General features: G+C 73.6%; 23 protein-coding genes. 10 read left to right on the top strand and 13 right to left on the bottom strand.

Going from position 1 to position 21,803, the window contains the following annotated elements; genetic code table 11:
* Positions 1-8: 8 nt before the first annotated feature.
* Positions 9-722 (bottom strand): TetR/AcrR family transcriptional regulator, encoded by a 714-nt coding sequence (locus tag ACZ7G3_RS28795; RefSeq protein WP_426599953.1) that lies wholly within the window; start codon positions 720-722, stop codon positions 9-11.
* A gap of 147 nt (positions 723-869) precedes the next feature.
* Here ACZ7G3_RS28795 and ACZ7G3_RS28800 point away from each other — a divergent pair, with 147 nt between their 5' ends.
* Positions 870-1,433 (top strand): NAD(P)H-dependent oxidoreductase, encoded by a 564-nt coding sequence (locus ACZ7G3_RS28800; RefSeq protein ID WP_426599954.1) that lies wholly within the window; start codon positions 870-872, stop codon positions 1,431-1,433.
* 529 nt (positions 1,434-1,962) lie between these two features.
* On the top strand, positions 1,963-2,325 hold the full coding sequence (locus tag ACZ7G3_RS28805; protein WP_470928925.1) for a hypothetical protein: 363 nt from the start codon (positions 1,963-1,965) through the stop codon (positions 2,323-2,325).
* Positions 2,326-2,332: 7 nt separating this feature from the next.
* Here ACZ7G3_RS28805 and ACZ7G3_RS28810 read toward each other — a convergent pair whose 3' ends face one another.
* On the bottom strand, positions 2,333-3,334 hold the full coding sequence (locus tag ACZ7G3_RS28810; protein ID WP_470928927.1) for a TerC family protein: 1,002 nt from the start codon (positions 3,332-3,334) through the stop codon (positions 2,333-2,335).
* 150 nt (positions 3,335-3,484) lie between these two features.
* On the opposite strand from ACZ7G3_RS28810, the gene ACZ7G3_RS28815 reads away from it, so the two are divergent.
* Positions 3,485-4,732 (top strand): polysaccharide pyruvyl transferase family protein, encoded by a 1,248-nt coding sequence (locus ACZ7G3_RS28815; RefSeq protein WP_470928929.1) that lies wholly within the window; start codon positions 3,485-3,487, stop codon positions 4,730-4,732.
* A gap of 63 nt (positions 4,733-4,795) precedes the next feature.
* Complete coding sequence (locus ACZ7G3_RS28820) at positions 4,796-6,133, top strand: FAD-dependent oxidoreductase (RefSeq protein ID WP_470928931.1); 1,338 nt, start codon at positions 4,796-4,798, stop codon at positions 6,131-6,133.
* A 244-nt stretch (positions 6,134-6,377) separates the two neighbouring features.
* Here ACZ7G3_RS28820 and ACZ7G3_RS28825 read toward each other — a convergent pair whose 3' ends face one another.
* From ACZ7G3_RS28825 to ACZ7G3_RS28865, 9 genes are all read right to left on the bottom strand, one after another.
* Positions 6,378-7,397: a sigma-70 family RNA polymerase sigma factor gene (locus ACZ7G3_RS28825; protein WP_470928933.1), complete on the bottom strand. Its 1,020-nt coding sequence runs from the start codon at positions 7,395-7,397 to the stop codon at positions 6,378-6,380.
* A gap of 38 nt (positions 7,398-7,435) precedes the next feature.
* Positions 7,436-7,780: a DUF6343 family protein gene (locus ACZ7G3_RS28830; RefSeq protein ID WP_470928935.1), complete on the bottom strand. Its 345-nt coding sequence runs from the start codon at positions 7,778-7,780 to the stop codon at positions 7,436-7,438.
* A gap of 28 nt (positions 7,781-7,808) precedes the next feature.
* Positions 7,809-8,234: a CBS domain-containing protein gene (locus ACZ7G3_RS28835; protein ID WP_426599961.1), complete on the bottom strand. Its 426-nt coding sequence runs from the start codon at positions 8,232-8,234 to the stop codon at positions 7,809-7,811.
* Between the two features lie 85 nt (positions 8,235-8,319).
* Positions 8,320-8,754: a PPC domain-containing DNA-binding protein gene (locus ACZ7G3_RS28840; RefSeq protein ID WP_470928937.1), complete on the bottom strand. Its 435-nt coding sequence runs from the start codon at positions 8,752-8,754 to the stop codon at positions 8,320-8,322.
* A 280-nt stretch (positions 8,755-9,034) separates the two neighbouring features.
* The gene (locus ACZ7G3_RS28845) at positions 9,035-10,165 is read right to left on the bottom strand and encodes a hypothetical protein (protein WP_470928939.1); all 1,131 of its coding nucleotides are present in this window, start codon (positions 10,163-10,165) and stop codon (positions 9,035-9,037) included.
* Positions 10,166-10,243: 78 nt separating this feature from the next.
* The gene (locus ACZ7G3_RS28850) at positions 10,244-10,672 is read right to left on the bottom strand and encodes a VOC family protein (RefSeq protein WP_426599964.1); all 429 of its coding nucleotides are present in this window, start codon (positions 10,670-10,672) and stop codon (positions 10,244-10,246) included.
* A gap of 151 nt (positions 10,673-10,823) precedes the next feature.
* On the bottom strand, positions 10,824-11,249 hold the full coding sequence (locus tag ACZ7G3_RS28855) for a PPOX class F420-dependent oxidoreductase (protein ID WP_426599965.1): 426 nt from the start codon (positions 11,247-11,249) through the stop codon (positions 10,824-10,826).
* A gap of 80 nt (positions 11,250-11,329) precedes the next feature.
* On the bottom strand, positions 11,330-12,220 hold the full coding sequence (locus ACZ7G3_RS28860; protein ID WP_470928942.1) for an NAD(P)-dependent oxidoreductase: 891 nt from the start codon (positions 12,218-12,220) through the stop codon (positions 11,330-11,332).
* A gap of 456 nt (positions 12,221-12,676) precedes the next feature.
* Positions 12,677-13,516 (bottom strand): TIGR02452 family protein, encoded by an 840-nt coding sequence (locus tag ACZ7G3_RS28865; protein WP_470928944.1) that lies wholly within the window; start codon positions 13,514-13,516, stop codon positions 12,677-12,679.
* Positions 13,517-13,803: 287 nt separating this feature from the next.
* Between ACZ7G3_RS28865 and egtA the strand changes: the two genes are divergently transcribed.
* From egtA to egtD, 4 genes are read left to right on the top strand one after another with little or no spacing between them, the layout of a single operon-like run.
* Positions 13,804-15,105, top strand: coding sequence for an ergothioneine biosynthesis glutamate--cysteine ligase EgtA (gene egtA / locus ACZ7G3_RS28870; protein WP_470928946.1), 1,302 nt, complete (start codon positions 13,804-13,806; stop codon positions 15,103-15,105).
* Positions 15,102-16,478, top strand: a complete 1,377-nt coding sequence (gene egtB / locus ACZ7G3_RS28875) for an ergothioneine biosynthesis protein EgtB (RefSeq protein WP_470928948.1) — start codon at positions 15,102-15,104, stop codon at positions 16,476-16,478. Before egtA ends, egtB begins: the two co-directional genes overlap by 4 nt.
* Positions 16,478-17,278: an ergothioneine biosynthesis protein EgtC gene (gene egtC / locus ACZ7G3_RS28880; RefSeq protein ID WP_426599970.1), complete on the top strand. Its 801-nt coding sequence runs from the start codon at positions 16,478-16,480 to the stop codon at positions 17,276-17,278. Before egtB ends, egtC begins: the two co-directional genes overlap by 1 nt.
* On the top strand, positions 17,275-18,237 hold the full coding sequence (gene egtD, locus ACZ7G3_RS28885; RefSeq protein ID WP_470928950.1) for an L-histidine N(alpha)-methyltransferase: 963 nt from the start codon (positions 17,275-17,277) through the stop codon (positions 18,235-18,237). Before egtC ends, egtD begins: the two co-directional genes overlap by 4 nt.
* Before the next feature lie 69 nt (positions 18,238-18,306).
* Here egtD and ACZ7G3_RS28890 read toward each other — a convergent pair whose 3' ends face one another.
* A complete protein-coding gene (locus ACZ7G3_RS28890) occupies positions 18,307-19,569 on the bottom strand; it encodes an extracellular solute-binding protein (RefSeq protein WP_470928952.1) in 1,263 nt (420 codons plus the stop codon).
* A 271-nt stretch (positions 19,570-19,840) separates the two neighbouring features.
* On the opposite strand from ACZ7G3_RS28890, the gene ACZ7G3_RS28895 reads away from it, so the two are divergent.
* Positions 19,841-20,056 (top strand): dodecin, encoded by a 216-nt coding sequence (locus ACZ7G3_RS28895; RefSeq protein WP_470928954.1) that lies wholly within the window; start codon positions 19,841-19,843, stop codon positions 20,054-20,056.
* 84 nt (positions 20,057-20,140) lie between these two features.
* On the opposite strand, the gene ACZ7G3_RS28900 is transcribed toward ACZ7G3_RS28895, so the two are convergent.
* Positions 20,141-20,632 (bottom strand): phosphatase domain-containing protein, encoded by a 492-nt coding sequence (locus tag ACZ7G3_RS28900; protein WP_426599974.1) that lies wholly within the window; start codon positions 20,630-20,632, stop codon positions 20,141-20,143.
* A gap of 59 nt (positions 20,633-20,691) precedes the next feature.
* Here ACZ7G3_RS28900 and ACZ7G3_RS28905 point away from each other — a divergent pair, with 59 nt between their 5' ends.
* Positions 20,692-21,711 carry an LLM class flavin-dependent oxidoreductase gene (locus ACZ7G3_RS28905; protein ID WP_470928956.1) on the top strand — a complete coding sequence of 340 codons (1,020 nt, stop codon included), beginning with the start codon at positions 20,692-20,694 and terminating at the stop codon, positions 21,709-21,711.
* Positions 21,712-21,803 lie beyond the last annotated feature (92 nt).

The following is a 21,803-nucleotide window of genomic DNA, read 5'->3' on the forward strand; positions in this document are numbered from 1 at the left end:
ACGAGTACTCAGCCCTTGGGCGCGGTGGGCACGGTGGTCGCCGTGGTCGCGGGCTCGGCCGGGATCTCGGTGCGGGTCACCCGTGCGACCAGGTCCAGCCAGCCCGCCTGGAGCCGCGCCGGGGGCACTCCGCATTGTTCAGTGAGGTGGTGGACCAGGGCGGCGTCGAGATACGCCAGCAGCGTGTGGGAGAGGAGTTCACTGTCCCCGTCCGGGACCGCCTGCCGCAGCAGCAGGGCGACGTGGCCGCGCAGGAAGCGGCGCGGCGCGGAGGTGTAACGGCGTTCCGCGCTCGGTTCGGCGGCCAGTTGCAGTTCCAGTTCGTCGATGGAGCGGCGCAGCATCGCGCAGCCGAACGCGCGCAGCCGCTCGACGGGCGGCGCCCCGGGGCCCAGGGGCGGCGGGCCGCCGAGGAGCGCGGCCTGGAACTTCTTCTCGGAGTGGTCGAGGAGCGCCATGAGCAGGCCGGTGCGGTCGCCGAAGCGGCGGAAGACCGTGCCCTTGCCCACCGAGGCCGCCGCGGCCACCGCCTCCATCGTGACGCCGGCCGCGCCGTGCTCGGCGACCAGCCGCGCGGCGGCCTCCAGCAGCCGGGCCCGATTGCGCGCGGCGTCGGCGCGCAGGCACGGCTCGTCCTCCTCGGTCCCCGTGCCGAGCTGCAGCAGTTCGGGTGGACCGGCGGTCTCCTGGGGCTTCGGGAAGGGGGGCAGGGCGGCGGACATGGAGCCAGCCTAAGGCATCGGGAAGAAAACTGGACCGCGGTCCGTTTGGGATGTTAGAAATTAAACGGACCTCGGTCCGGATCCGTTACGGCAGTGTTTTCAGCAGCGTCTGCCCCGTCAGCGTCTGCTCCGTCCTTGGGAGTACTCATGTCTGTCCGCATCCTTGCGCTCGTCGGCAGCCTTCGCGCCGGTTCGCACAACCGCCAGCTCGCCGAGGCGGCCGCCAAGTTCGCACCGGAGGGCGCCGAGGTGCAGCTGTTCGAAGGCCTGGCCGAGATCCCCTTCTACAACGAGGACATCGACGTCGAGGGCAGCGTCCCGGCCGCCGCCGTGAAGCTGCGCGAGGCCGCGCAGGCCTCCGACGCCTTCCTGTTCTTCTCGCCGGAGTACAACGGCACCATGCCGGCCGTCCTCAAGAACGCCATCGACTGGCTGTCCCGTCCGTTCGGCGCGGGCGCCTTCGCCGGCAAGCCCGCCGCCGTGGTGGGCACCGCCTTCGGCCAGTACGGCGGCGTGTGGGCGCAGGACGACACTCGCAAGGCCGTCGGTATCGCCGGCGGCAAGGTGATCGAGGACCTCAAGCTGTCCATCCCCGGTTCGGTGACCCGTTTCGCCGAGACCCACCCGGCCGACGACGCCGAGGTCGCCGCCCAGCTGACCGAGGTCGTCGCCCGGCTGCACGGCCACGCCGACGAGGCCGTCGCCGCCTGACGCCCGCCTGCACGCGTACGGGACCAGAGCTCCGCCGAGCTCCGGTCCCGACGTGTGTCGCCGTCCGCGGCCGGCGTGAGCCGGGGTCCGCGGTGCCGGGGTCCCGCGGCCCCGCGGCTCTGCGGCTCTGCGGCTCAGCGGCTCAGCGGCCACAGCAGGCCGACGCCCGGATCGCGGGCGGGCTGCCGGATCTGACGGGAGGCGGCGGACGTGGGGAAGCGCGGGTCGTAGACCGGTGCGGGGCGTGGGGACCGGTGCGGGGCGTGGGGACCGGTGCGGGGCGTGGGGACCGCCGCGGTGACTGCAGGCTCCTGTCGTCGACGACCGCGGCACCCGCGTCGTCTCGCGCGGAAAGCCCTCGCCGCGCCTGGGGGCAGACAACCCCTGGTGGTGGCGTCCGGGCCTCGCGGCGCCATGTGGATCTCGACGCGCTCGGGACGGACCCTCACACCTCCGAGGTTCACGTGGGAGCCGTCGTCTCCTTGACTGGTCGCGCAACCGGAAGACACACGACCTCACGGGGGTACGTATGAAGCGCGGGACGAACGTCGTCATGGCCGGGATGGCCGCCACGGTATCGGTGCTGGCCCTCACGGCGGCCGGCTCCGCCGTTCCGGCGCCGGCCACGCCGCCCGGAACAGCTGCCTCCGCGGCAGCAGCCGGTGTCGACTGCGACGGCTGGGTGCACAACAACAACCCGGACCACGGCATCGCCGGTTGCAGCAACAACACCGACCGCACCATCACCTTCCGCGCCGAGATCGTCTGCGGCCGGGCACCCGACGTCTCCGGCCAGTGGGTGACACTGGCGCCCGGGCGGTACGGCGAGTCCTCGGGCGTCTGCGCGTTCTACAGCTCGGGGGTCGGCAGCGTGGGCTGGACCATCCAGTAGGCCTCCGTCACGCGTCCCGCCCCTTCTCCTCCGCCTCCTCCCGTTCCCGCTCCTCCTCCTGTTCCCGCTCCGGTTTCCTCGCGGCCCACAGGCTCGTCGCCGTGGTGACCGCGAGGACGAGCACGATGAAGCCGAGCGAGAAGGGGATGCCGATCTCGGGGACGTGGACCCCGGACTCGTGCAGGGCGTGCAGGAACAGTTTGACGCCGATGAAGCCCAGGATGACCGACAGGCCGTAGGAGAGGTGGATCAGCTTCTTCAGCAGGCCACCGATGAGGAAGTACAGCTGGCGCAGGCCCATCAGGGCGAACGCGTTGGCCGTGAACACGATGTACGGGTCCTGGGTCAGGCCGTAGATGGCGGGGATGGAGTCGAGGGCGAACAGGACGTCGGTGGAGCCGATCGCGAGCATCACGACCAGCATCGGAGTCATGACCCGCTTGCCGTTCTCCTCGATCCACAGCTTGGTGCCGTGGTAGCGGTCGGCCACTCCGAAGCGGCGTTCGACCGTCCTCAGCAGCTTGTTCTCCTCGTACTCCTCGTCGTGCCCGCCCTTGCGGGCGTCCTGGATGAGCTTCCACGCGGTCCAGATCAAGAAGGCGCCGAAGATGTAGAAGACCCAGGAGAAGGCGGAGATGATCGCCGCGCCGGCCGCGATGAACGCGGCGCGCAGCACCAGGGCCACGATGACGCCGACCATCAGAACCCGCTGCTGGTACTGCGAGGGCACCGCGAACTTCGCCATGATCAGGACGAAGACGAAGAGGTTGTCGACGCTCAGCGACTTCTCGGTGATGTAGCCGGCAAAGAACTCGCCGGTGGGCCCGCCCCCGGCGAACACCAGCAGCCCCACACCGAACAAGCAGGCCAGAACCACCCAGACGGCCGTCCAGATCCCGGCTTCCCTGATCGACACGTCGTGCGGCTTCCGGCCGATGAAGAAGTCGGCGGCGACGAGTACGCACAGGCCCGCGACGGTCAGCAGCCAGACCGTGAGTGAGACGTCCACTGGTGCTCCTGATACGTGTGAGGGGCCGACCCGGGTACGGGTTCTCGGTCAGCGTGTTTCCGTAATCCGGTGCAGGCAACCCGGCAGCGTGCGCGGTCCGCGCACCGAGGCCGGCGGTCCGGCCGACCCCGACGTGACGGGAGCCCCTGCATGACCACTGCCCCCTCGCTTCCGCCCCCCGCCCGGCCGCGCCCGCGCATCGGCGTGCTCGGTTCCTACGGCGGCTTCAACATCGGCGACGAGGCGATCCTGACCTGCGTCCTGAGCTGCCTGCGCGCCCAGCGGCCCGACGCGCACCTGATCGTCCTGAGCCGGAACGCGGAGCACACCCGCACCCATCACCCCGACGCCGACGAGGTGGTGCCCTGGGAGGGCGTCAGCCGCAACCACGTCCTCGACGTACTGCCCGGCCTGGACCTCCTGGTGCTGGGCGGTGGCGGCATCCTCTACGACGGTGAGGCGCGGCGCTATCTGCGACTGGTGCGCGCCGCGCAGACCCGCGACGTGCCGACCTTCGCCTACGCCGTCGGTGCGGGGCCGCTGACGGACGCCGAGGACCGGGACGCGGTGCGCACCGTGCTGGCGGACATGGACGACGTCGTGGTGCGGGACGAGGAGTCCCGGCTGGTCCTGGAGGAGGTCGGCCTGGAACGCGAGGTCACGGTCACCGCCGACCCGGCCCTGCTGCTGGGGCCCGAACCCTTCACCGAGGCCATGATGCGGGACGAGGGCATCCCCTCCGGCGCCCGGCTGGTGGGGATGTCGGTGCGCGAACCGGGCCGGGCCGCCGAGAAACTCGACGAGGGCGACTACCACGCGCTGCTCGCGGACGTCGCGGACTTCCTGGTGCGGCGACTGGACGCGCACGTGGTGTTCCTGCCGATGGAGCGGCACGACGTACGGCACGCGCACGCCGTGCTGTCCCACATGACCGCGCCGGACAAGGGCCGGATCCTGCACGGCGACTACAGCCCCGGGCAGGTCCTCGGCTTCATGCGGCATCTGGACGTGGCCGTCGGCATGCGGCTGCACTTCGTGATCTTCGCGGCGCTCACCGGCGTGCCGGTGCTGCCGCTGCCCTACTCCGGCAAGGTCTTCGACTTCGCCCGCCGGCTGGGCGCCCCGGCCCTGGTGGGCGTGGCACGGGAGCAGGCGGGGTTGCTGCTGGCGGAGGTCGACCGGATGTGGGACGAGTATCCGCGGCGCCGGGAGGACCTCCGGTCCCGGATGCGGGAACTGTCCGCGGCGGCCAGGGAGACCTGTGTGCGCTGCGGCTCGCTGCTCGACGCGATCGGCGAGGTGGACGCGGCCGGCGAGGCGGGCGACGGGCCGCGGGCACAGGCGGCGGGGCCGGACCCGGAGCCGTACGTCTCCGAGCCCCGCCCGTTGCACGCGTGACGGCCGACGCATGACCGGCCCGTTGCACGCGTGACGGCCGACGCCTGACCTCCGAGGAGAGCGATGCCGATCCTGGAAGAGCCCCGCGAACCCCGCACGGTCACCCTGCCCCCGCGGCCCGCCCGGCACGGGGGCCGGTGCGACGTGCTGGTGGTGGGCGGCGGCCCCGCCGGGTTCGCCGCCGCGGTCGGCGCGGCCGACGCCGGGGCCGACGTCGTACTGGTGGAGCGGTACGGGTTCCTCGGCGGCAACGCGACCGTGGCGCTGGTGATGCCGCTGATGTCGTTCCACAACGAGCACAAGCAGGCCGCGTTCACCGAGTCGGGGGACACCTCGCGGCTGCTGCCCACCGACCACGGCGAGGGCGAGCCGGTGGTCGCGGGCGTGCTGTGGCAGCTGCTCGACCGGCTCATGGGGCGCGGAGGCTGTCTGCCGCCCTCTCCGAAGACCGGGTACACGGTCCCCTTCGACCCGGAGCTCTTCAAGCTCTCCCTGCTCGAGATGATGGACGAGGCGGGGGTGCGGATGCTGTTCCACTCCTTCGCCTCCGGCGCGCTGCCCCTCGACGACGGCTCCGGCTGGCGGGTGGTGTTCGAGACGAAGTCGGGGCCGGTGGTGATCGACGCCGGGGTGGTCGTGGACGGCACGGGCGACGGCGACGTGGCGACGTCCTGCGGGGCACCGTACGAGATCGGCCGGCCCGAGGACGGGCTGGTGCAGCCCATGACGCTGATGTTCCGCGTCGCGGACTTCGCGCGGCCGGACTTCGCCGACTACGTGCGCGCGCACCCCGACCAGTGGCGCGGCGTGCACGGTCTGTGGGACCTGATCGAGGAGGCCAGGGCGAACGGCGAGCTCCGGCTGCCGCGCGAGGACATCCTCTTCTTCGCGACACCGCACCCGCGCGAGATCGCCGTCAACAGCACCCGCGTCAACCGTGTGCTCGGCACCAGCGTGTGGGACCTGACCCGGGCCGAGTACACGGCCCGGCGCCAGCTCTCCCAGATCGACCGCTTCCTGCGCACCCGCGTGCCCGGTTTCGAGGAGGCGTACGTGGTGCAGAGCGGCACGCACATCGGCGTACGGGAGAGCCGGCGCGTGCTCGGCGACTACCAGCTGACCGGACACGACATCCTGGCGGCGCGCACCTTCCCGGACGTGGTCGCGCACGGCGCCTACCCGGTCGACATCCACAACCCGCGCGGCTCCGGCACCGTCCTCAAACGGGTGCCGCGGGGCAGCTTCTACGACATCCCGCTGCGCTGCCTGGTGCCACGGGGCACCGAGCGGCTGCTGGTGGCCGGACGCTGCATCTCCGGGACGCATGTGGCGCACTCGTCGTACCGGGTGATGCCCATCGCCATGGCGACCGGCCACGCGGCCGGGTGTGCGCGGCGCTGACGGTCCGGCACGGGCGCGGCCCGCGCGGCCTGCCCTACCGGATGGTCCAGCACGAGCTGCTGCGGCAGGGGGCCCGGCTGCGGATGGATGCCCCCACGGCTGCGGACGGGTGACGCGAGGTCGTTCGACGGCTGCGGGAGGGTGACGCGAGGTCGTTCGCGGACGGGTGAGCCCTGCGGGACGGGGCGGACCGGTGAGGCTCGTGACCCTGAGGGGCTGGTGGGTGGGCGTCGAGGTCAGCCGGTCAGCTCGCCCAGTCCAGCAGGCGTTCCCGGGTCTCGGGGGCGCGCAGGTGGTCGAGGGAGGCCTTCTCCAGTTGACGGACGCGTTCCCGGGTCAGGCCCACGTGCTGTGCCACCTGCTGCAGGGTGCGGGGACGGCCGTCGTGCAGTCCGTAGCGCAGGCTGAGGATCAGGGCCTCGCGGGGCGCGAGGGTGCCGACGGCCTCCCGCAGTTCCGCCGCGAGGGCCTGGAACTCGGCCACCTCGGGGGCCTGGAGCACCTCGGTGTCGGGAATGAGGTCGCCGACGACGGTCTCCCCCGCCTCGTCCACCGGAGTGTCCAGGCTGACGGCGCTCCGTCCGACGCGGCGCAGCCAGACGACCTTGTCGCCGTCGATACCGCTCTCGGCGGCCACCTCCTCGGCGGTCGGCTCGCGGTCGAGGCTCCCACGAAGCCGCCGCTCGACCTTGGCGAGCTTCTGCAGCTGCTCCACGACGTGCACCGGCAGCCGCACCGTGCGCGCGTGGGTCGCCAGGCCCCGCTCGATGGCCTGGCGGATCCACCAGGTGGCGTACGTGGAGAACTTGAAGCCCTTGGTGTGGTCGAACTTCTCCACGGCCCGGATCAGTCCGAGGTTGCCCTCCTGGATGACGTCCAGGAGGGGCAGCCCGCGGTGGGCGTGGCGTTTGGCCATCGACACCACGAGCCGCAGGTTGGCCCGCACCATGTGGTCCTTGGCCGCCTGGCCGTCGTGGACGGCCTCCTCCAGCGCGCGGCGCCTGTCCGGTGTCGGGGCGGGCTCGCCGGTGTCGGCCGACTCCAGCTCCTCCATGGCCCGGACCCCGTCCTCGATACGCCGGGCCAGGCTCACCTCGTCCTCGGCGGTCAGCAGCGGGGTGGCGCCGATCTGGGTCAGGTACTGGCCGAGCAGGTCGGGTTCCTCGTCGGGTTCGGGTATCCGGTTGCGCAGCCGGGCGGTGCGGGTGGCGGCGCGGCGGTCCTCCCGGGCGCCTGCCGTCGTGGTTCGTGCCGGGGGAGCCATGTCGCTTCCTCCGTCCCCTTCCTCGGGTGGTTCTCGGGTCAGTGCGGTACAGGGGTGCCCCGTCCGCGCCGCAACCGGCCGGCCACGACCACCAGGTCGGCCGCCGCCGGCAGTGCGAACGCCGCGCACACGGCGGCGAGGGCCACCAGGCCGCCTCGTCCGGGGCTGTCGCCCGAGCCGGTGTCCGCGGCCCACACGCCGAAGAACGTGGCTCCGGCGACGAACAGCGGCAGGAAGACGGCCGACAGCAGCAGCCGCAGCCGCAGCGGGCTCTGTGCGGTGACCGGTTCGGTGCCGGTGCGCGGGAAGCGGCGGCCGGTCGCGCCGGGCCGCGCGCGAGGGGCGGGTTCCGCGGCCCCGTGGGGCCGGCGTCGGTCGCTCATGCCGTTCCCTCCGTGCGGGTCGGAGGCGTCAGTGGTCGGGCGGGGCCTCGCTGATGTCCGCCAGGGCGGAGTGCGGGTCGTCGGTGGCGGCCAGGTCGCCGAGGGTGACCACGCCGACCGGGACGCCGCCGTACTCGACGACCGGCAGCCGCCGCACGGCGTGGCGTCGCATCAGCTCGGCCGCGTAGTCGGTGCTGTCGTCCGGTTCGAGGGTGACGACGGGCGGGGGCGTGCAGACCGAGCCGACCGTGGTGTCGTCGGGGTCGCGACCGTCGGCGACGCTGCGCAGCACGATGTCGCGGTCGGTGAGTACACCGAACAGGTCCCGGTCGTAGGTCACCAGAACGTCGCCGATGTCCTCCTCGCGCATCAGCCGGGCCGCCCGGGCCACTGTGGTCATGGGCTCGACGGCCACCACGGCGGGTGACATCACGTCTCGGATGCGCCGTGTCATGGTCGCGCCTCCCGGGGTGGTGCGGAGTTCCGTGCGGGCCGCGTAGCCCTCACCCGGGCCGGTAAACCGCCCTGCGGCGGCCGGCTCAGCCCAGGTCGATCAGGGCCAGGCCGATGTCGGGGCGGTGGGTCTTGGCCAGTTCGGCCGGACTGTCCCGCACGACGACCTCCAGCGTCGGCCAGACCCGGCCGGACAGCAGGTGGCCGCCGCGGGTCGAGCCGTCGGACAGGCCCAGTACGGCGTGCAGGTGCGGGGCCGGTCCGTCGTCGGCGACGGCGATGTCCCCGATCAGGGACAGCACCTCGCACTGCTCCCCCACCGGAATGCGCCGGTAGTCCTTGGCCTGCCGGTCGAACCAGCCGACGACCGCCTCCGAGAAGGCGCCCACGGCCGTCACCTGGGATGCTCCGAGCGACCGGTCGCGGGCGAAGGCGGTGAGTTCGGCGAGCGCGTCCTCGCCGGGGTCGAGGACCACCACGTACACCGCGGACGGCCCGTCCTGCACCTGTCGCCACTTCATGCGCGGTCGGGTACCCGGCGCGGGTCGGGGCAACCCCGCTGCGCCGGGCGTCCCGCCGCCACGTCCGCCTGTGGACGCCGGCTCGGCCGACCCCGGCGGACCGCGCCGTCCGCGGCTGTCCGCCTGGTCGGTCGGCGGCAAACCGACGACCGCGGCTCCGACCGGGGTGCGGGGGCTCCGGGCCGGCTGACCGCCACCGCGTACGGCGGTCGCGGTGGCGGGCGTACTCGTCCTGGCGCCCCGCTGCTGCCCCGGCACGACCACGCGTCGGCATAGCTAGCTAGGACTGCGGTGTCCCCGGGCCCAGCGTGGGGAACCGGCGCCGGGCCAGCGCGAACAGGGCGGGATAGTCGGTGCCGTAGGTGATCGCGGCGGCGAAGAGGGCGTCGAGGGCGGCGCGCAACGGGTCCGGTCCGGCCGCGGCGGGCAGTGCGGGCATCGCCATCGCCTGTTGCAGCAGGTTGTCGCGGCATCCGTCCGACGAGTCCACCAGGGCGTGGGTCGTACGGTCGTCGGCGAAGAACCGGTCCCAGGCCCGCTGCGGGACGTCGAACGGCGCCGGCAGGGGCTCCCCGCGGTCCAGTGCCGCCAGCGCGGGTGCGATCCAGTCGACGCCGTCCAGCCCCGCCGCGGCGAAGGCCCGGTGGGCGGCCCACCGGGCGAGGTCGCGCTGCGTCGCCGGGCACGCCGCGTCGACGGCGTCGAGCAGGTCGCGGTCCAGCGGAACGAGTCCCCGCGCGTTGCCGCCGGCCTCGCGCAGGCGGCGGCTGGGCAGCCGACCGCCCCAGGACAGGGCTTCCGCACGCTCCTGTGCGGCCTGCTCCGCCGCCCGCCGCTCCTCCCGCCGGCGGCACTCGGCCGCGGCCCGCTCCTCGGGCGTGGAGGGCGGCGGCAGACCGCGGGCGTGCCGGTGCCGGTGTGCGGCGCTGCGCGAGGTCTGCCGGACGACGAGGTCCGCGGCGGGCGGGGCCGGCCAGAACTGGAGCAGGTAGTGGTCGACCGGCGCGCCGCCTTCGAGTACGGCGAGCTCCTCCTCCCGGCCCCGGTCCATGCCGCGCCCGCAGTAGCGCACCCGGTGGTCGGCCGGGAGCAGGTCCAGTGCGCACAGGGGGCCGTCGCCCCACGGCAGGACGACCGTCGAGGCGGAGGCCGGCCGGAAGGACACCTCCACCACGTCCTCCCAGCCGTCGTCGAGCGGCGGTGCCGCCCCGTGCACCTCGACGGTCAGACCGACGCGGCCGGTGTGCAGGCCCGTGACGAGGAAGAGGTGTCCGGGGACGGCCGCCCCGCACAGTCCGTTGGTCTGCCCGGCGCAGGCCGGCGACGGACCCGGGTTCTCCTCGTCAGGTCGGCTGTCCACGTAGAACTGTCCGTAGCTGACGTGTAGTTCACCGCTGTACACCGTCCGCACGGCCACCCCCTCCTCATGTCCGGCTCCCTGAGGCCACCAGTATGCGGAGGGGGTGTGACAACGGTCGCCGACGGCCGGTCAGCGTGCCCCGGGGACGTCCTGGGTGACGCCGTTCAACGGCGAGGACGGGTCGCTGCCGTAGGGGCGGGTGAAGGCCTCCATGCCGTGCCCGGACGGGTCGCCGAAGTACACGCCCCGTCCGCCGTCGTTGCGGTTGATCCGGCGCGGGTGCCGGCCGTGCGGGTCGGCCTGGATGGGGACCCCGTCCTCGACGAGCCGGGCGAGGATCTCGTCGAACTCGTCCTCGGAGACGAGGAACGCGTAGTGCTGCACCGGGATGTCGATGTCGACGGTGGCGAAATCGAGGGTGACGCCGTTGTCGGTCGTCACGGGCAGGAACATCCCGGCCGGCTCACCGACCTCCAGCCCCAGGATCCGGGCGAGGAAGTGAGCGGACTTCTCCCGGTCCCGGGAGAGAACGATGGTGTGGTTGAACTCGACTGACACGGGTGAATGCCTCCACGGGCATCTCCGCGGCGCCTCCATGCCTCACCCGGACGGTGACCGACACGCGATGCCGCGCCGTGGATCCTAGAGGAGGCGGCCGGTCGTGTCGATACCCGGCGGGATCCCCGTGGTCCACGGTGCCGGCCCCTGCTCAGCCGGACGCCTGGTCGCTGTCCTTCAGGGCGCCCCAGCCGTGCCAGCGCTCGACCTCGACCCAGGCGCTGACCCTGGCCCGGTCCCGGTTGGGGTACGGGTTCCCCGTGTAGTGCCTGGAGAGGCGGTCGATGCCGGTGAGGCCCTCGTCGTCGCGGGTCTCGGTGACGCGGCCGATGAGGGTGACGTGCGTGTACCAGTCGTCGCCCGCGAGGACGGTGAGGGTCACGCGCGGGTCGCGGCGCACGTGTCCCAGGCGTACCCGGCCCTCGTCGAAGTTGATCAGGACCCGGCCGTCGTCCTCCCACAGGTACCAGGTGGGCGTGGAGACGGGCGCGCCGTCCGAGCGGAGGGTGGCCATGACGCACGGGTTGGGGCGGCGCAGCAGGTCGACGGCCTCGGGCGGCAGCGGCGGCTTGGACATGCGGACTCCTTTGATCTTGGTGTGTGCCGAGACTACTTCGGTCTTCCGGTTGTTCCGCTCACCCGGTACCCCGGGTGAGCTCAGTCGGACGCCCTCTCCTCGAAACTGGCGAAGTAGGCCGCCGCCATGTCCTCGTCGCCGTGTCCCTGTGCGGCGGCGCGCGCCAGGCGTTCGGCGCCGGCGGCGGCCACGTCCAGGCGGACGCCGTTCGCCTCGCCCGCCTCGACGACCAGCCGGGCGTCCTTCGCGGCGGTGGTGACCGCGAACTGGGCCGGGCGCAGCGCGCCGTCGCGGATCAGGCCGGCCTTGGCGCGCAGGTAGCCCATGTCGAGCGGGCCGCCCGCGATGGCGTCGAAGAAGCCGTCCGGGTCCACACCCAGTGCCTTGGCGAGCGCCAGGACCTCGCCGGCCGCGTTGGTGGCGGCGAGGACCCAGCTGTTGGCCACCAGCTTCAGCCGGGTGGCGCTGCCGGCCGCGCCGTCCTCGCCGGTCCACACCGTGCGGGAGCCCACGGCGTCGAGGACGGGCGTCACCGTGCCCCGTGCGTCGGACGGGCCGGCGGCCAGGACCAGGAGCTGACCGGCCTCGGCGGGCCCGCGGGTGCCGAGGACGGGGGCGTCGAAGAAGACGAGGCCGTGTTCGTCGGCGAAGGCGGCCAGGTCGGCGACCGCGTCGACGCCGGCGGTGGTCGACTGCACCCACGCGGTGCCGGGGCGCAGACCGGGGGTGGCCTGCCGCATGACGTCCAGAGCGGCCGGACCGTCGTACAGCATGGTGACGACGACGTCGGCGTCCCGCACCGCCTCCTCGGGGCGGGCCGCGACGTGCGCGCCGTCGGCGGCCAGCGGCTCGGCCTTGTCCCAGGTGCGGTTCCAGACCCGGACGGTGTGTCCGGCGCGGGCGAGATTACGGGCCATCGCGGCACCCATGATGCCGGTGCCCAGGACGCTCACGGTGAGCTGGTCGGTCATGACGTCGGCTTTCTCCGCTCGTACGGTCGGGGCCGGGGCGGACCCCGGTATTCGGCCAGTCGGTGCCGGGGGCGGTCCGGCCCCGGTGATCGGCCAGCCGGTGCCGGGACGGTGCGGCCCCGGTGATCGGCCAGCCGGTGCCGGGACGGTGCGGCCCCGGTGATCAGCCTGCCACCCGATCGCGGGTGCCGCAGATCAGTCCGTCCGGCCAGGTCCGGAGACCGCCCCCACCGGGGACCGCGTCTGCGGCTCGGGGCGGCGGCCGACCCGCCCGCACCGGCACTCCCGGACGACGAGGACGCGGCCCCGCCGCCGGCACGTGGGACCGCTCCGGGCGGGACTCGTGGCCGGCGTGGACCGGGTGCCGCGGCTGCGCGACGCCGGTGCGCGCCACCGCGAGGCGTGCGCCCTGGACCGGAGGCCGTTCGGCGCCGTACCGCAGCGGCTGCGGGAGCGCTACGGCTGGAGCCGGCCGGGACGGCCCGCCCCCTCCGGGAAGACGCGTGCGAAGGCGGCCCTGACCGTGCCGCCCGGCGTGCGGTCCAGGATGCCGAACGTCACCCGCTCGAAGGCTTCCGCGAACCGTCCGCCGGGCCCGAGCCGCGTCCGGAAGGCGCCCGCCACCTCGGCCGGGTCGTTGCGGAACACTCCGCAGCCCCAGGCACCGAGCACCAGCCGCCGGTACCCGTGGGCGGCGGCCGTCTCCAGCACCCGCTCGGCGCGTGCGGCGAGGGCCGCGGGCAGCTCGGCGGCGCGCTCCGGGGCCGTGCGCAGCACCACGCCCGCGTTGGGTGCGGCGGACGTGAGGAAGCCGGCGGTGTACGGCTCGTCCAGCAGCCGGCCGCGGTCGTCGCGGAAGACGGGCACGCCGGGCGAGTGGATGACGCGGTCGGTGTAGAACGGGTCCCGGTGGGCGCGGTGGTGGTCGTAGAACTCGCGTGCCCGCAGCAGGCAGGTGTACAGCGCGGAGGCCCGGCACAGGGCTTCCTCCTGGGCCTGGGCGCCATTGAGATAGCCGCCGCCGGGGTTGCGGGCGGAGGCGAAGTTCAGCACGGCGACCTCGCCGCCGAGGCGGCGGGCGGCCTCTAGGCTGCTCTCGCCGGTGACCTCGAAGACCGTTCGCACCGGAACGGACGCAGCCGGTTCCACGGGTGACGGGCCGAACATGCGGGTGCGCTCCCGCGCCTCCTCGACCGCCGCGGCGATCGGTACCTCGCGCCCGTCGGACGCGCGGTAGGACCCCGCCATCACGATCTGCTCGGTCTGCTGTGCGATGCCCCGCAGGCGCGCGCTCACGGCGCCACCCCCGTGGACGCCGTGACCGCGCACCGCGCGGTGTCCCCCGTCGTGCTCATGCAGGAATCCTGGGTGATGCTGGTGATGCGGTGCAACGGAGTTTCCCGGCCCGGGAACGACGGGGAAAGCCCCCGGAAACGGACGGGTCACGGAGATTACCAAGCCGGTACGTCCCGGTATGCACCCTTGTGCGGGACCGCACGAGGGTCTTGGGTGGGACGAGTGTGCCGACCCGGCCCACCGCTGAAGGGTCGGCGGCATGGATGGAATCTCAGGAGGATCCCGACATGTCCGATGCGGTAAGTGGCTGCACGCGGCCACGCACCTCTGTCACCGAAGCCGAGGTCGAGGCGCTGGTCCGCGGCATCTGCTTCAAGACCGGTCCGCCGAGGCTGCTCGGTGTCGAAGTGGAATGGCTCGTCCACGAGCTGGACGCACCCCGGCTGCCCGTGTCACCCGAACGACTGCGCGCCATGTACGCCGCACTGCGGACCGTGCCCCTCAGGTCGGCGCTGACCGTCGAACCCGGCGGCCAGCTGGAGCTGAGCTCGCTCCCCGCCGCCTCCCTGATGGAGTGCATCGGTACCGTCTCCGCCGATCTCGACGCCGTCCGCGCGGTCCTGCGCGACGACGGCCTCGCCCTCGTGGGCCTCGGTCACGACCCCTGGCACTCCCCCCGCCGCTATCTGAGGCAGCCGCGCTACGACGCCATGGAGGCCTGTCTCGACCGCACCGGACCCGCGGGCCGCTTCATGATGTGCGCCTCCGCGTCCGTGCAGGTGTGCGTGGACGCCGGGTACGACGAACCCGGCCCGCTCGGTCACGTACGCCGCTGGTGGCTGGCCCACCACCTGGGCGCGGTCCTCACCGCCGCGTTCGCCAACTCCCCGCTGGCCGAGGGCCGGCCCACCGGCTGGCGGTCCACCCGGCAGCTGCGGTGGACGCAGATCGCCACCGGCCGGGCCGGTGGCCCCCCGCTGGACTCCGACCCGCGCGGCGCGTGGACCCGGCACGTCCTTCAGGCGCCGGTGATGTGCGTACGCCGGGAGGAAGGACCGTGGGACGTACCGGAGGGCCTGACCTTCCGCGAGTGGACCCGGAGCCGGGCGTCGAGACCGCCGACCCGGGAGGATCTCGACTACCACCTCACCACACTCTTCCCGCCGGTCCGGCCGCGCGGGCATCTGGAGCTGCGCATGATCGACGCCCAGCCCGGCGACGACGGCTGGATGGTGCCGCTCGCCGTGACGGCGGCCCTGTTCGACGACCAGGAGGCCACCGAGACCGCCTACCGGGCCGTGAAGCCGCTCGCCGAGCGCACGCTCGGCCTGCCCGCCCCGCACAACCCGCTGTACCGGGACGCCGCCCGCGACGGCCTCACCGATCCGGAGCTGCGCGAGGCGGCCGTCGTGTGCCTGACGGCGGCGCTCGCCGCCCTGCCCAGGCTGGGAGCCACCGCGGCGGTGACGGACGCCGTCGCGGCGCACCTGGAGCGCTACGCGCTCAAGGGCCGCTGCCCCGCCGACGACCTGCTGGACACGCCGGACGGCGCGAGCCGTGGCCCGCACGGGACGGAGACCCGCCCATGACCGACCCCGCCATGGACACCGCCGCCGACACCCCCGACACCACCACCGACACCACTGGCGGGACGGCCGTCGACGCCGGCGCCCTGCGCGAACGGGCCCTGGCCACGCTCGTCACGGCCCGCGACCGGACCACGCTGCTGACCAGCTGCGTGGACGGCCCCGATCTGACGTCCCAGGTGTCGCCGCTGATGTCCCCGCTGGTGTGGGACCTGGCGCACATCGGCAACCAGGAAGAGCAGTGGCTGCTGCGCGCCGTCGCCGGGCAGGAGGCGATACGGCCCGAGATAGACAGCCTCTACGACGCCTTCGAGCATCCGCGCGCGGAGCGGCCCAAGCTGCCGCTGCTGTCGCCCGCCGAGGCCCGCCGGTACGCGGCCGACGTGCGCGGACGGGCCCTGGACGTGCTGGAGAGCACCGCGTTCCACGGGACGCGGCTGACTCAGGCGGGTTTCGCCTTCGGGATGATCGCCCAGCACGAGCAGCAGCACGACGAGACCATGCTGATCACCCATCAGCTCCGCAGGGGCCCGCAGGCCCTGACCGCGCCGGACCCGGACCCGGTGCCGCTGTTCACCGGCCCCGCGGAGGTCCTGGTGCCCGGCGGCCCGTTCACGATGGGCACGTCGACCGAGCCGTGGGCCCTGGACAACGAACGCCCCGCGCACCGGCGCGAGGTGGCGCCGTTCTACATCGACACCACGCCGGTGACCAACGGCGCGTACCAGGCGTTCATCGACGACGGCGGCTACGACGACCCGCGCTGGTGGACCCCCGAGGGCTGGGACCACATCCGCCGGCACTCCGTGACCGCCCCGCTGTTCTGGCGCCGGGACGGCGGGCAGTGGCTGCGGCGGCGCTTCGGGCTCACCGAGGTGGTGCCGGCCGACGAGCCGGTGGTGCACGTGTGCTGGTACGAGGCGGACGCCTGGGCCCGCTGGGCCGGACGGCGGCTGCCCACCGAGGCCGAGTGGGAGAAGGCCGCCCGGTACGATCCGGCGGGCGACCGCTCGGCGCGCTATCCGTGGGGGGACGCGGATCCGGGGCCGGACCACGCCAACCTCGGCCAGCGGCATCTGCGCCCGGCGCCGGCGGGCAGCTATCCGGCCGGTGAGTCGCCGCTCGGGGTGCGGCAGTTGATCGGTGACGTCTGGGAGTGGACGTCGAGCGACTTCGCCCCGTACCCGGGCTTCAGGGCGTTCCCGTACAAGGAGTACTCGGAGGTGTTCTTCGGGCCCGAGTACAAGGTGCTGCGCGGCGGGTCGTTCGCCGTGGACGCGGTGGCCTGCCGGGGAACGTTCCGCAACTGGGACCATCCGATCCGGCGGCAGATCTTCTCCGGGTTCCGCACCGCCCGCACCCCGGAGGCCTTCTGATGTGCCGTCACCTCGCCTACGTGGGCCCCGAGGAGCCGCTCGGCCGGCTCCTCGTGGCGCCGCCGCACGGCCTGTACCGCCAGTCCTGGGCACCCAGGCACCAGCGCCACGGCACGGTCAACGCCGACGGTTTCGGCGTCGGCTGGTACGCCGGGGGCGACCCGGTGCCGGCGCGGTACCGCCGGGCCGGGCCCATCTGGGCGGACCAGTCCTTCGCCGACCTGGCCCGGGTCGTACGGACCGGCGCGCTGCTCGCCGCCGTGCGGGACGCGACGCTGTCGGGCGCGGACGCGGAGGCCGCGGCGGCGCCGTTCGCCGCGGGCACCTGGCTGTTCAGCCACAACGGTGCCGTGGCGGGCTGGCCCGGTTCGCTGGCGCGGGTGGCCGGCACGCTGCCGCCCGAGGACCTGCTGGCGCTGGAGGCGCGCAACGACTCGGCACTCGTGTGGGCGCTGGTCCTCGGCCGGCTGCGCGCCGGGGACGACGAGGGCCGGGCCCTCGCCGAGACGGTGCTGGAGGTCGCCGCGGCGGCCCCCGCCTCCCGGCTCAACCTGCTGCTCACCAGCGGCACCACCATCACCGCGACCACCTGGGGCGACACCCTGTGGTACCTGAGCCGCCCCGGGGGTGGCACGGTCGTCGCCTCGGAGCCGTACGACGACGACCCGCACTGGCAGGAGGTCCCCGACCGCACCCTGCTCGCGGCGAGCCGCACGGACGTGCTTCTCACCCCGCTCAAGGACCCGGGCGACACCGCCCTCGCAGACGCTTTCGTCTCTCCGAAGGAGCCCCGTACGTGAGCCCGTTCCGCCTCACCCGCACGCTGCCCGAGGACGCCACGGACGCCGCCCTGCGCGCCGACGTCCTGGCGGGCCTGACGAGCACGCCCAAGTGGCTGCCGCCCAAGTGGTTCTACGACGCGCGGGGCAGCGAGCTGTTCGAGGAGATCACCGCGCTGCCCGAGTACTACCCGACGCGGGCCGAGCGGGAGATCCTCGTCGACCGGGCCGGCGAGATCGCCGCGGCGACCGGTGCCCGCACGCTGGTGGAGCTGGGTTCCGGTTCCTCGGAGAAGACGCGGTTCCTGCTCGACGCGCTGACCGGCCTGCGCGGCTACGTGCCGGTCGACGTCAGCGAGAGCGCCCTGACCCAGGCCGGTCGGGCACTCGTCGCCGAGCGGCCGGACCTCCAGGTGCACGCGCTGATCGCCGACTTCACCGGAGGGCTGACGCTGCCCGGGACGCCGGGTCCCCGGCTGGTGGCGTTCCTCGGCGGCACGATCGGCAACCTGCTGCCCGGCGAACGCGCCGCGTTCCTGTCCGCCGTCCGCTCCCTGCTCTCCCCCGGCGACTCCCTGCTGCTCGGCACGGACCTGGTCAAGGACGAGCGGACGCTGGTCCGGGCGTACGACGACGCGGCCGGGGTGACGGCCGCGTTCAACAAGAACGTACTGTCCGTCATCAACAGGGAGCTGGACGCCGACTTCGCGCCCGCCGCCTTCGAGCACGTGGCGCTGTGGAGCGCCGACCGCGAGTGGATCGAGATGCGACTGCGCTCCCGTACCGCGCAGACGGTCAAGGTCCAGGCGCTCGACCTGGCCGTGGACTTCGCGGACGGGGAGGAGTTGCGTACCGAGGTGTCCGCGAAGTTCCGGCGGGATGGCGTGCGGGCCGAACTGGCCGCGGCGGGGCTTGAGCTGGCCCATTGGTGGACGGACGGCGAGGACCGTTTCGCGCTGTCGCTCAGCGTGGCCCGCTGAGGACGGCTCGCCGAGGACGGCTCGCGGCACGTGAGCGTGCCGGGCGCGGTCCGCCGACGCGGCGACGCCTCAGCGCGCGTCGAGGTCCAGCAGTTCGGTGACGCGGTCGGAGGCCTTGCGGGCCTCCGACTCCGCGTCGCCCCCGGTGAGCACCTTCGTCATGTACGTCTTGATCGGATTGTCCGCCTCGACCGCGCCCCACCGGGGCGTGCCGGGGGTCGCCCGGCCCTGCGCGGCGCCGGCCGCCATGGCGGCCACCCCCTCCTCGCCCGCGACGGCCGCGGCGAGCGACTTCTTGTTCGGGACGTAGTTCATGGTCCGGGCCAGGTCGGTGTTCCACTTGGTGCCGACGAGCGCCTCGACCACGGCGAGGGCGCCGTCGTGTTCGTCGGTGTTCTTCGGCACGACGAGGTCGGAGCCGCCGGTGAAGACGGCACCGGGCTTGCCGGCGCTCTTGCCGGGCACGGGGAAGAAGCCGAGCTTGCCCTCGAGTTCGGGGTTCTCGCGCACGATGGACCGGGCGAGCCCCGGCACCGCGACGATCTGCGCGACCCGCCCCCGGGCGAACACGCCGGCCTGCGGCGGGTGTTCCTCGTCGGCGTCCAGCGGGCCGTCACCGAGGGCCTGCAGCTCGCGGTAGAAGTCCATGCCGCGCAGGGCGGCCTCGGAGTGCAGGGCGCCCGACCAGACGCCACCCGACTCCGTGGCCAGCTCGCCGCCCTCGTCCCAGATGAAGCCGGAGAGTGTGTACCAGTCCTGTCCGGCCAGGTAGATGCCCTGGTCACCGCCCGAGTCGAGCTTCTCGGTGGCGGTGAGCCACTCCTCGCGGGTGCGGGGCGGCCCGGTGATGCCGGCCTGCTCGAACAGGTCCTTGCGGTAGATGACCACGCGGTTGGCCGCGTACCAGGGAATGCCGTACTGCTGGGACATCCACTTCCCCGGCTCGGCGAGGCCCGGCAGCCAGTCGCGGATGCCCCAGTCCCGCATCGACTCCAGCGTCAGATCCATCAGCCGGCCGCCCTCGGCGTACTGCGGAACCTGGGTGTTGCCGACCTCGATGACGTCGGGCCCGTCCGTGCCGTCGGCCTTCAGCGCGGTCTGCACCTTGTCACCGATCCCGGTCCACTTCTGGATCCGGATGTCCAGGTCGAGGCCGGGGTTCTTCCGCTCGAACTCCTCGGTGAACCGCTGCAGGAAGTCCTGCGAGGCGCTGTCCTTCATCAGCCACACGGTGACGGTGCGCCGCTCACTCCCGCCGTCCTGCGGCATCAGGCCGCAGCCGCTGAGCAGGGAGGCGGACACACAGACAAGGGCGAGCAGGCGACGTCTCACGGGGGGTCCTTCTGTCTGACGGACAGGGGGCGGTGGCGGACAGGGGTGTCCTGCGCACGCGAAGGGAGACCCGACGTGGGGGACGAGCCCGAGGCTCGAACGGGTGTCTGGGATTTTGGTATGGACCAATGCGGAGGTCAAGGGGTGACCTTGCCCGGACCCCCGACGCCTCGCGCTCCGTCGCGGCTTGCGGCACGGTGGAGTGACGCACGACACACGGCGTACGGCACGTGCCACAGGCCACCGCCGCCCCGCGGAAGGGAGCACCCGCATGTCGAACCACACCTACCGGGTCACGGAGATCGTCGGTACCTCGCCCGACGGCGTCGACCAGGCGATCCGCAACGGCATCACCCGCGCCTCGCGGACCCTGCGCAATCTGGACTGGTTCGAGGTGACCCAGGTGCGCGGCCAGATCGAGGAAGGGGAGGTCGCCCACTGGCAGGTCGGCCTGAAGCTCGGCTTCCGCCTGGAGGAATCGGACTGACGGCCCCGGGCGTACTCCGCTCCCGGTTCACCGCGGCGGCCGCCCTCGGGCTCACCGCGGCGGCCCCCTGGCCGACCGGGACGGTCAGGTGCGGCCCTCGCGCTCCTGCGCCACGCGCAGCTCGGCCGACCGGGCCGCCCAGCGTGCCCGGACGACGGTGAACCCGGCCCGTTCCGCGTCGTCGCACACCAGCTCGTCGTCGTCCACGAGGACCCGGACCTCGCGGGTGCGGGCGAGCCGCCGGAGGATGTCCAGCTTGGTGCGCCGGGCGGGCCGGCGGTCGGCGTTGCCCCGCATGTGCACGGGACCCTCGGGCAGGCCGTGCGCGGTCAGCCAGTCGAGCGTGTCGCGCCGGCAGCGCTCGGGCCGCCCGGTCAGATACACGATCTCGCACTCCTCGGCGCTCGCCCGCAGCAGCGCGATGCCCTCCGCGAGCGGCGGATCGTGGGGCGCGGCGGCGAAGAAGGCGTCCCAGTCGCGCGGCCGGCGCTCCAGGAACCGCTGCCGGTGCGCGGTGCCGGCGAGGGTGTTGTCCAGGTCGAACACGGCCACCGGGGGCTTCTTGCTGTCGGTCACCCGCCCACCCTAGAGCGCCGTACCGGGAATCCTGGCGCCGTCCGGACGTTGAACAGCGTGTGAGCTCAGTGATCGCGACCACCCGCTTCTCCGTTCTCGACCGCTCCCGCATCCGCGAGGGCCACACCGGCGCACAGGCGTTGCGCGACACCGTGGAACTGGCGCGGGAGGCCGAGCGGCTCGGCTACCACCGGTTCTGGGTGGCCGAGCACCACGGTGTGCCCGGGGTGGCGGGATCGGCGCCGACCGTGCTGGCCGCCGCCGTCGCCGGGGCCACGCGCACCATCCGGGTCGGCACCGGCGGTGTGATGCTGCCCAACCACCGGCCGCTGGTCGTCGCCGAGCAGTTCGGCGTGCTGGAGTCGCTCTTCCCCGGCCGGATCGACATGGGACTCGGCCGCTCGGTGGGCTTCACCGACGGCGTGCGGAGGGCGCTGGGCCGGGACAAGGAGGACGCCGACGACTTCGGCGCCCAGCTGGCCGAGCTGCTCGGCTGGTTCCGCGGCACCTCCCCCACGGGGGTGCGCGCCCGCCCCGCGGAGGGGCTGACCGTGCCGCCGTTCGTGCTGGCCATGGGCGAGGGCGCGGCCGTCGCCGCCCGGGCCGGCCTGCCGATGGTCATCGGGGACCTGCGCGACCGCGACCGGATGCGCCGCGGCATCGACCGCTACCGCGCCGGGTTCCGCCCCTCCGCGTGGAGGGCGGAACCGTACGTCGTCGTCTCGGGCACGATCGCCGTGGCCGGCACCCCGGAGGCGGCCCGGCGGCTCCTGGTCCCGGAGGCCTGGTCGATGGCCCACGCCCGCACCCGCGGCTCCTTCCCGCCCCTGCCCCCGGCCGAGGAGGTGGAGTCCCGGACGATGACCGCCAAGGAGCGCGACCTGTACGACGCCGGTCTGGCCGGCCACATCGCCGGCACCGAGGAACAGGTCGCCGACGAGCTGGAGTCGCTCCTCGAGGACACGGGCGCGCAGGAGGTCCTGGTGACCACGAGCACGTACGACCGCGAGGCGCTGCGGGACTCCTACCGGCGGCTCGCCCGTGTCACCGGCGCGGGCACGTGCGCCGGCCAGGCGTAGAATCGCGGGGTTTGTCCCACCGGCCCCACCGGCCCCACCGGCCCCACCGGCCCCACCGGCCCCCGGTCGGCGCCGGCCGTCACCGAAGACCC

Source organism: Streptomyces sp. NPDC037271, from assembly GCF_055603605.1.

Coding starts and splice junctions, on each gene's coding strand:
- egtB (WP_470928948.1), top strand. CDS start 15,102: ATGACCGACCCCGCCATGGACACCGCCGCCGACACCCCCGACACCACC.
- ACZ7G3_RS28820 (WP_470928931.1), top strand. CDS start 4,796: ATGCCGATCCTGGAAGAGCCCCGCGAACCCCGCACGGTCACCCTGCCC.
- ACZ7G3_RS28855 (WP_426599965.1), bottom strand. CDS start 11,249: ATGTCCAAGCCGCCGCTGCCGCCCGAGGCCGTCGACCTGCTGCGCCGC.
- ACZ7G3_RS28830 (WP_470928935.1), bottom strand. CDS start 7,780: ATGAGCGACCGACGCCGGCCCCACGGGGCCGCGGAACCCGCCCCTCGC.
- ACZ7G3_RS28895 (WP_470928954.1), top strand. CDS start 19,841: ATGTCGAACCACACCTACCGGGTCACGGAGATCGTCGGTACCTCGCCC.
- ACZ7G3_RS28840 (WP_470928937.1), bottom strand. CDS start 8,754: ATGAAGTGGCGACAGGTGCAGGACGGGCCGTCCGCGGTGTACGTGGTG.
- ACZ7G3_RS28805 (WP_470928925.1), top strand. CDS start 1,963: ATGAAGCGCGGGACGAACGTCGTCATGGCCGGGATGGCCGCCACGGTA.
- ACZ7G3_RS28825 (WP_470928933.1), bottom strand. CDS start 7,397: ATGGCTCCCCCGGCACGAACCACGACGGCAGGCGCCCGGGAGGACCGC.
- egtC (WP_426599970.1), top strand. CDS start 16,478: ATGTGCCGTCACCTCGCCTACGTGGGCCCCGAGGAGCCGCTCGGCCGG.
- ACZ7G3_RS28835 (WP_426599961.1), bottom strand. CDS start 8,234: ATGACACGGCGCATCCGAGACGTGATGTCACCCGCCGTGGTGGCCGTC.
- ACZ7G3_RS28815 (WP_470928929.1), top strand. CDS start 3,485: ATGACCACTGCCCCCTCGCTTCCGCCCCCCGCCCGGCCGCGCCCGCGC.
- egtA (WP_470928946.1), top strand. CDS start 13,804: ATGTCCGATGCGGTAAGTGGCTGCACGCGGCCACGCACCTCTGTCACC.
- ACZ7G3_RS28860 (WP_470928942.1), bottom strand. CDS start 12,220: ATGACCGACCAGCTCACCGTGAGCGTCCTGGGCACCGGCATCATGGGT.
- ACZ7G3_RS28795 (WP_426599953.1), bottom strand. CDS start 722: ATGTCCGCCGCCCTGCCCCCCTTCCCGAAGCCCCAGGAGACCGCCGGT.
- ACZ7G3_RS28800 (WP_426599954.1), top strand. CDS start 870: ATGTCTGTCCGCATCCTTGCGCTCGTCGGCAGCCTTCGCGCCGGTTCG.